The sequence below is a fragment of the Sphingomonas sp. 28-62-20 genome (assembly GCF_002281505.1).
This window is the reverse complement of sequence record NZ_NCGH01000058.1, coordinates 1-2,413: the sequence shown is the minus strand read 5'-3', so window position 1 is coordinate 2,413 and position 2,413 is coordinate 1. Positions and strand designations below refer to the sequence as shown.

Here is a 2,413-nt window from a genome sequence, read left to right as displayed (position 1 = left end):
ACCACGCAAGCGTTTCTCGCAGGGCTGGTGAGCGGGGTGGGCAACGCCTTTCAGGGTGCCAACCAGATCCCCCGGATTTCCCAAGATCCCGTGCTCCCGTCAGCTTCCGATGTCGGCATTCAGGCGATTGGCGGCGGCGCGGCGAACGCCGGGAACACTCTCTCCGATTATCTGATCGAACGGGCCGAGCAATATCAGCCGGTCGTCGAGATGCCCACCGGTGCTGCGGTCGAGGTCGTGTTCCTCGACGGCACCTTCATCAGGAATTGAGGCCCGTCATGGAATTCAAATGGACCACATGGAAGGTGGCAGGGGCCGCCCTCGCGCTCACTGGCTCCCTCGCTGCAATTGCAGCCGCCGCTCATGCCGCGGCGGCAGACGACGCTGCGACGATCAAGGCAGCGCTGGTCAAACGTCTCCCCAAGACCGAGATCACCACGATCGACTGCGACAAGATCGAGGGCGTTTGCGAAGTTCAGGCACGCCAGAACCTCTTCTACATCGACCGCTCGGCGCGCTATCTCATAATTGGCCGTGTCTACGACATGGAGACGAAGCAGGATCTCACAGCCGCCCGGTTGCTCGAGATGAACCCGGACATGCTGGTTGGGGCGGGTGGCGCTGGCGAGAGTCAGGACGGCGCGGCCGAACCAACACAGGCACGTCAGGCAGGGGCGGGCGACGCGGGGCCACTGCCACGGATCGATCCTGCAGCGCTGGCAGCTCTGCCCTCGAGCGGCAGCGTCGTGATGGGCAAGGGTGGCCGGACGCTCACCGTCTTCAGCGATTTCCGGTGCGGGTACTGCAAACGCCTCCACGAAACCCTCGCGACGCTCGACGTCAAGGTCGTTGAGCGACCGATTTCGGTTCTCGGCACCCGTCCAATCTCCGAGGCGGTCATCTGTGCGAGCGACAAGCGCCGCGCGGTGAACGAAGCCTATGACGGAGGCGCGATCACGAGCGGTCGGCGCTGCGACACCTCGGGCCTCGATGCCAATGAGGCCTTTGCGAGGCAACATGGGTTCACCGGCACCCCGGTCATTGTGCGCGACGATGGCGCTGTCCTTCATGGCTTCCGCCCTCGCGAATTCCTCGAAACCTGGCTGAAGGAGAAGGTGTCATGAACACCAAAGGGGCAATGGCAATCGCGGCGGTGACGTTCTCCCTGTCGGCCTGTACGACGCTCGGTACCAATGTAAGCGGCAAGTTTCGCTGCGAGGCTGCAGACGGTATCTGCGCGCCTTCGTTGGTCATCGATGACAGCGCAATTGCGCGGATCGAGGAAACGACCTCGGCGGATCTTCTGAACCCTGCGGGTCCATTCCGGATGGACGACGGGATCTCCGCTCCTGTGCGCGGCCCGTTGCTCGGTTCCGAAGCACTCGTTGCGCGTTCGTCGCCGAGTTACGAGCTGTCTGTCGTGTTTCCGGGCTACACGGATGCCGCAGGCACAGCCCATGCCCGCATCGCGGTGCCAGTTAAGGCGATGCTCCCGGGCCGGGGCGATGCTCTCGAGACAATTGCGCTACGAGGTGCAAAGCCTGCGCGTGCTCAGGGGCTGTTGGCGGCCGCCGAGAGCGCACCGCAATTCATGGCGATTGCCCCTGGCATCTTGGATGACGGTCAGCCGGGTTCCGTGGGCGCTGAGACTGCCATAGCGTCCAATCTTCCAAAGACCCCAGCGCCGATCCAGCAGGCCCCAGCCCAGCAATCGGCTTCTCAGCCTGCCAACCCGATCGCTGAGATCGAGGCGAAGGTCTCCGAGCGTCTTGCATCACAGCAGCGATTGCCGAGGCGCGAGGCCGCCTCATTCCCTGCAACGCCGGAGTAATGCGCCATGCTGCAGGCCTTCACCAACATCATCGATCTGGTAACCGGCGATGCTCGCAAGCCTGAGCAGAACGCCCGGCCTGCCAGCGTGCCAATGCTCTCGCATTTCCTCGGATATCGCTCGTTCGATGAGGAGAAGCGTATCTTTCATCAGGTCCGTTCGAAGGGTTTCATCATCGAGCTCGCCCCGCTTGTCGGTGCAAACGATCGGGTCAATGACGTGATCGGGTCGCTCTTCTCCGACATTCTTCTGCCCGGCACCAAGTTCTCGGTCACGAACTATTCGAGCCCGCGCGTTGCCGAGAAACTGCAGACCTGGGCGTTGCCGCGCTACAAGGCTTCGGGGGTTTTCCAGACGCTCGCCCGCCACCGCGTCGACAAATTGCGCAATGGAGCATGGTCGACACTTGCCAGCGATGGCCCGTTCTTTGTGCGGAGCTTTCGCGTGCTGCTGGCAGTCGGGATAAGTGACGGTTCGGGCCTTTCGACCGATGACCTCCTGACCATGCGCGAGGGGATCATTTCTGCCCTCGATTCCATCGATGTCCCGGTCAAGGAATTCGCTCCGACCGACCTCATCCGC

The 2,413-nt window shown here is 62.8% G+C and carries 4 protein-coding genes; all 4 read left to right on the top strand.

All coding sequences use genetic code 11. The features are described 5' to 3' along the window. Positions 1-270, top strand: a 270-nt coding sequence (locus B7Y43_RS19900) for a TrbI/VirB10 family protein (RefSeq protein ID WP_374133395.1), incomplete at its 5' end; no start/stop codon positions are given. 8 nt (positions 271-278) lie between these two features. Next, a complete protein-coding gene (locus B7Y43_RS19895) occupies positions 279-1,124 on the top strand; it encodes a DsbC family protein (RefSeq protein ID WP_374133394.1) in 846 nt (281 codons plus the stop codon). Beyond that, positions 1,121-1,831, top strand: coding sequence for a hypothetical protein (locus B7Y43_RS19890; RefSeq protein WP_374133393.1), 711 nt, complete (start codon positions 1,121-1,123; stop codon positions 1,829-1,831). The genes B7Y43_RS19895 and B7Y43_RS19890 overlap by 4 nt, the downstream gene beginning before the upstream one ends. Before the next feature lie 6 nt (positions 1,832-1,837). Continuing rightward, on the top strand, positions 1,838-2,413 hold a 576-nt coding region (locus B7Y43_RS19885; protein WP_374133392.1), incomplete at its 3' end, for a TraC family protein.